Origin of the sequence: Dietzia sp. Cai40, assembly GCF_014145165.1 — a bacterium.
Taxonomy (GTDB): domain Bacteria; phylum Actinomycetota; class Actinomycetes; order Mycobacteriales; family Mycobacteriaceae; genus Dietzia; species Dietzia natronolimnaea.
On the sequence record NZ_JAALEB010000472.1, the window covers coordinates 1 to 5,101 of the forward strand.

General features: G+C 69.8%; 5 protein-coding genes and 1 pseudogene. 5 read left to right on the forward strand and 1 reads right to left on the reverse strand.

Annotation, left to right across the window (positions count from 1 at the left end; genetic code table 11):
* The 3 genes and pseudogenes from G6022_RS16985 to G6022_RS15965 form a co-directional block, all read left to right on the forward strand.
* Window positions 1-147, forward strand: a pseudogene (locus tag G6022_RS16985) (rhodanese-like domain-containing protein); the annotation flags it as partial.
* 50 nt (window positions 148-197) lie between these two features.
* Window positions 198-1,406 (forward strand): O-succinylhomoserine sulfhydrylase, encoded by a 1,209-nt coding sequence (locus G6022_RS15960; RefSeq protein WP_182639159.1) that lies wholly within the window; start codon window positions 198-200, stop codon window positions 1,404-1,406.
* A 5-nt stretch (window positions 1,407-1,411) separates the two neighbouring features.
* Complete coding sequence (locus tag G6022_RS15965) at window positions 1,412-2,551, forward strand: hypothetical protein (RefSeq protein ID WP_187700915.1); 1,140 nt, start codon at window positions 1,412-1,414, stop codon at window positions 2,549-2,551.
* Window positions 2,552-2,598: 47 nt separating this feature from the next.
* Here G6022_RS15965 and G6022_RS15970 read toward each other — a convergent pair whose 3' ends face one another.
* A complete protein-coding gene (locus G6022_RS15970; RefSeq protein ID WP_182639160.1) occupies window positions 2,599-3,228 on the reverse strand; it encodes a hypothetical protein in 630 nt (209 codons plus the stop codon).
* Between the two features lie 477 nt (window positions 3,229-3,705).
* On the opposite strand from G6022_RS15970, the gene fgd reads away from it, so the two are divergent.
* The gene (fgd, locus tag G6022_RS15975; protein WP_182639161.1) at window positions 3,706-4,725 is read left to right on the forward strand and encodes a glucose-6-phosphate dehydrogenase (coenzyme-F420); all 1,020 of its coding nucleotides are present in this window, start codon (window positions 3,706-3,708) and stop codon (window positions 4,723-4,725) included.
* On the forward strand, window positions 4,722-5,101 hold a 380-nt coding region (locus G6022_RS15980; RefSeq protein WP_182691989.1), incomplete at its 3' end, for a suppressor of fused domain protein. The genes fgd and G6022_RS15980, both read left to right, overlap by 4 nt.

The window sequence follows — 5,101 nt, forward strand, 5'->3', positions numbered from 1 at the left end:
GCCGCCGCCGCGAGCGCCGCCACCGCCGCCGGCCTGGGCCCCGCCTACAACGTGGCCGAGGGATTCGAGGGCGACCCGGACGCGGCGGGCCATCGCGGGTCGGTCAACGGGTGGAAGGTCGCGGGACTGCCCTGGCGACAGTCCTGACCCGGCCCGACCCGCCACCCGCACCACCGACGACACTCAGAAAGCAGCGGATGAGAAACAACGAGCTCCCCGACGGACTCCACCCCGACACCCTGGGGGTGCGGGCCGGGCAGATGCGCACCGGCTTCGAGGAGACCGCCGAGCCGATGTTCCTCAACTCCGGCTACGTCTACGAGTCGGCCGAGGCGGCCGAGGCGTCGTTCAACGGGGACATCCAGCGGTTCGTGTACTCCCGCTACGGCAACCCCACCGTGGCGATGTTCCAGGAGCGGCTGCGGCAGATCGAGGGCGCCGAGGCGTGCTTCGCCACCAGTTCCGGCATGTCGGCGGTGTTCGTCTCGCTGGCCGCGCTGCTGGGCAACGGCTCGCGGCTGGTGGCCTCGCGGGCACTGTTCGGCTCGTGTTTCGTGATCTGCAACGAGATCCTGCCGCGCTGGGGCGTGGAGACGGTGTTCGTGGACGGCTCCGACCTGGACCAGTGGCGCGAGGCGCTCAGTGAGCCGACCGACGCGGTGTTCTTCGAGTCGCCCTCCAACCCCATGCAGGAGCTGGTGGACGTGCGCGCGGTCTGCGAGCTGGCGCACGCGGCGGGTGCGCAGGTGGTGGTGGACAACGTCTTCGCCACCGTCCTGCACCAGAAGCCGCTCGAGCTGGGCGCGGACATCGTGGTCTATTCCACCACCAAGCACATCGACGGTCAGGGCCGCGTCCTGGGCGGCGCCGTGCTGGGGCCGGAGGAGTACATCTCCGGACCCGTGCAGAACCTGATGCGTCATGCAGGCTTCGGTATGAGCGCCTTCAACGCCTGGGTGCTGCTCAAGGGCCTGGAGACCATGAGCCTGCGAGTCGAGCGCATGTCCGCCAACGCGCTGGAGGTGGCGCGGTTTCTCGAGTCGCACGACGCGGTGGAGTGGGTGCGGTACTCGATGCTGCCCTCGCACCCGCAGTACGCCCTGGCCACGGAGCAGATGTCGGGCGGCGGGTCGGTGGTGACGTTCGGTCTGAAGTTCGACGACGACGAGGTGGACCGCGGCAAGCAGCGCTGCTTCTCACTCCTCAACGCGCTGAGGGTCATCGACATCTCCAACAACCTCGGCGACGCCAAGTCCCTGGTGACCCATCCCGCGACCACCACCCATGCGTCCATGGAGCCGGAGGCGCGTGCCGCGGTGGGGATCACCGACAACGTGGTCCGACTCTCGGTGGGGCTCGAGTTCGCCGGAGACCTCATCGAGGACTTGCGTAGGGGTCTAAACTAAGTTTCATGCGGTCACATGGCGGCGCGTCCCAGACGAGGGTGGCGGTGCTGCCCGCAGCCCACCCGGCCGTCCGCAGGATCACCGGACTGGCGTCGTCGGGACACATCGAAATGGTCCCGGTGCGGCCGGGCGTGGTCAACGGTGAATCCCACCCGGGCACGTACGCGAAGGACGCCCGTCCGATCCCCGACCGCGACCTGGGGAGCCTGAATGTGGCCCACGTGCACTTCGGTTACGACTATCTCGAGCCGGAGAGCGCCCGCGACATGATCGAGCACCTGTCCCGCGCCGGGGTCCCGATGGTGCTGACCGTGCACGACATCGTCTACCCCTCGCACGAGGACTCGCAGCCGCACCGGGGGCACACCGGCGCGCTCGTGGGGGCCGCCGCACAGGTGCTCACGCTCACCGAGGTCGCCGCTTGGGAACTGTGGGTGCGGTGGGGTGTGCAGGCGATGGTGGTGCCGCATCCTCGGCTACTCGACGAGGCGGAGATCTCGTCGGCCATCCGCGCCTCCACGCACCTCCGGGCGCCCGGGGACACCGTCGTGGGTGTGCTGTTGGAACGGATGGGCGAGAACATCGAGGGGCCCGAGCTGCTCGACCTGTTGGCGCCGGTGGCGACCGGCCGGCGGAACGCGCATCTGCGGATCGTCGTGGAGGCGCAGGCGTGGCGTGACGCGTGCGGTGAGGACCGCGAGAGCGGCGGGCACCACCTGGTGGCCGAGCTCGCGGCGGAGGGCGGGTGGGAGTCCGTGCGGTTGATCCGTTACGAGGCCCGCGACCTGGGGCCCGTGCTCGCCGAGTTCGCCGCCCTCGACGTGTGTGTCCTGCCGTATCGTTTCGCCACCCACTCCACCTGGCTGGAGCTGTGCCGGGACCTGGGGGTGGCGCCCGTGCTGCCGGCCGTGGGCTTCCTCCGTGAGCAGTGGTTCGACCGCTGCGATCCGGACGAGCATTCGGGCGAGGTGTACGACCCCAAGGACCCCGGCACCTTGACATGGGCGGTGCGCACGGCCATCGATGAACCCCGGTCGCCGCCGCCGCGCGTCGAGGGCGCGGATCCGGGGAAGGTCATGGCCGCGCACGAGCAGGCTTACCGGATGGCCGCGCGACGGCGTGAGGCGATCCAGGACGGTTCGTGAACCCGGCCTGGCGGGTGTGACCGACCGCCGGTCGGGTGACGGGTCGGTCAGGTTCCGGCGTCCGCGCGGGTGATGTCGATGGGCCAGGCGAGCATCAGCACCGAGTCGGGCGCGGGGGACGCCGAGTTCATGCTCAGCTCGAGGCACACGGTGACGGGCGCTCCCGGGGTGGTGCGGGTGGCGGCGGGCAGCACCAGGGGTTCGTCGACGGTGGCGGCGTCCACCGGCTCCGGCAGAGTCGCGTCACCGACCAGGATGCTGGAGGTACCGCTGCTGAACGTGGGCGCGGCGCAGGCGCCTCCGCTGGTGGTGACGGCCCGGATCCGGACGTTGGCGGCGGTCGTGGGGTCGCCCTCCACCAGCGCGCCCCTGCCGATCATCACATGAGCCTCCGAGCGGGAGTCGACGCTCGTCCGCAGGGTCAGGGGTTGGTACGCGGAACGGTTGCGGAGCCCGGCGGTGTCCACGCGCACGGGGAAGTGCCCGCCGTAGGTGGAGATGGGTGCGGTCCAGGTGGTGCCGAAGTCGGTGGAGGCCTGCACTGACCAGGAGGAGCTGCGCAGCGCCGACTCGCGGGCGTCGTCCTCGCGGTCCTGGAGGATCACCGTGGCGCCGAGTGCACAGGCGGAAGCGGAGCCGAGGGCGACCAGCGCGGTGGCCGCGTGTCGAATCCGCATAGCTCCTCCGAAAGCCATCACTCGGCGATCAGTCCGGAGGAGGGGGCTCCGGCACGGGCTGGCCCGCCATGATCGCCGCTTCATCCAGAGTATGGTCGCCGGTGGCCGAATCGTTACGACCGCCCCCGGCGAGTGGCAAATCTCACACCGATATCGGCATGTCGCGCCTCGTGTCAGCGGATGTAGACGATCGTCCCGGTCTCCTGGTTGACGGCCGCCCGGCGCCGCCCCTTCGATTGCCATCCGTGGCGGTATCTTCGCCACAACGCTTCGACTCACCTGAAGTTGTTACCTGGCGAGAAGTACGGAGTTGTCTACGGGTTCTCAGTGGTCCGGGAGTGAAGTGTGAGGCAGTTAGGGCGAGACCCCACGGCTGTCAAGTCCGGAACTCGCTCGCGATGGCGCTGGCATACTCGATGGCAGTGCCCCGACCACCACGTCGGTGAAGTCACTCACACAACCCACGAGGAGTCGTCGATGCCCCCCACCTCCGCACTGAAGCTCGGTTACAAGGCCTCGGCCGAGCAGTTCGGCCCGCGTGACCTGGTCGAGTACGCGGTCCTGGCGGAGCAGGCGGGCATGGACTCGGCCACGGTCTCGGACCACTTCCAGCCGTGGCGCCACGACGGCGGCCACGCCCCGTTCTCCCTGGCGTGGATGACGGCCGTGGGGGAGCGCACCGAGCGGCTGCAGCTGGGCACATCCGTGCTCACCCCCACGTTCCGCTACAACCCGGCGGTGCTCGCGCAGGCCTTCGCCACCATGGCGTGCCTCTACCCGGACCGCATCTTCCTCGGCGTGGGCACCGGCGAGGCGCTCAACGAGATCGCCACGGGCCACCAGGGGCAGTGGCCGGAGTTCAAGGAGCGGTTCGCCCGCCTGCGCGAGTCAGTCCGGCTCATGCGCGAGCTGTGGACCGGCGAGACCACCAACTTCGACGGCGATTTCTACACCACCAAGGATGCGTTCCTCTACGACGTGCCCGAGGGTGGCGTGCCGGTCTATATCGCCGCCGGCGGACCCGTGGTGGCCAAGTACGCCGGCCGGGTGGGCGACGGCTTCATCTGCACCTCGGGCAAGGGCATGGAGCTCTACACCGACAAGCTCCTGCCGGCGGTGGAGGAGGGTGCCGGGATCAACGACCGTGACTCCTCCCGGATCGACCGGATGATCGAGATCAAGATCAGCTACGACCCCGACCCGGCCGCGGCCCTGGAGAACTGCCGCTTCTGGGCGCCGCTGTCGCTGACCCCCGAGCAGAAGCACTCCGTGGACTCGCCGCGGGAGATGGAGCGCCTGGCCGACGAGCTGCCCATCGAGCAGGTCGCCAAGCGCTGGATCGTCGCCTCGGACCCCGACGACGCCGTGGCGCAGGTCAAGCAGTACGTCGACGCGGGCCTGAACCACCTCGTGTTCCACGCGCCGGGCCACGACCAGAAGCGGTTCCTGGACCTGTTCAAGACCGACCTCGAGCCGCGGTTGCGTGACCTGGCGTGAGCGACGCGAGCACCGTCCCGGGCCCGGACAAGGCTGACCTCTCCGGCCTCGAGGGTCTCCTCGACGTGGCCGAGTCGGTCCGCGTCCTGCGCTACCCGCACGAGACGGAAGCCGACGAGGAGGGTCAGACCACAGAGTGGCACTGCGACATCGTCGTCGTCGACAACGTCCCCGCGCCCGGGTTCACCACCTACGCCACCGTCGGCGCCCGGGAGCTCCCCACCAACGTCACCACGCCCGACGGTCGGCAGATCCGCAGTGAGTTCGTCACCGTCGGCCGCACCGGACACCGCGCCATGGCCGACGTCCTGGACGCGTGCGCCCTGGCCGTCGCCACCGGGTCCATCCACGTGGCGCCGGGCGCGGTGATCCCGGG

What these genes read in the sequence shown, in the direction of transcription:
- G6022_RS15960 (WP_182639159.1), top strand. Translation starts at nt 198, where the DNA reads ATGAGAAACAACGAGCTCCCCGACGGACTCCACCCCGACACCCTGGGG.
- fgd (WP_182639161.1), top strand. Translation starts at nt 3,706, where the DNA reads ATGCCCCCCACCTCCGCACTGAAGCTCGGTTACAAGGCCTCGGCCGAG.
- G6022_RS15970 (WP_182639160.1), bottom strand. Translation starts at nt 3,228, where the DNA reads ATGCGGATTCGACACGCGGCCACCGCGCTGGTCGCCCTCGGCTCCGCT.
- G6022_RS15965 (WP_187700915.1), top strand. Translation starts at nt 1,412, where the DNA reads ATGCGGTCACATGGCGGCGCGTCCCAGACGAGGGTGGCGGTGCTGCCC.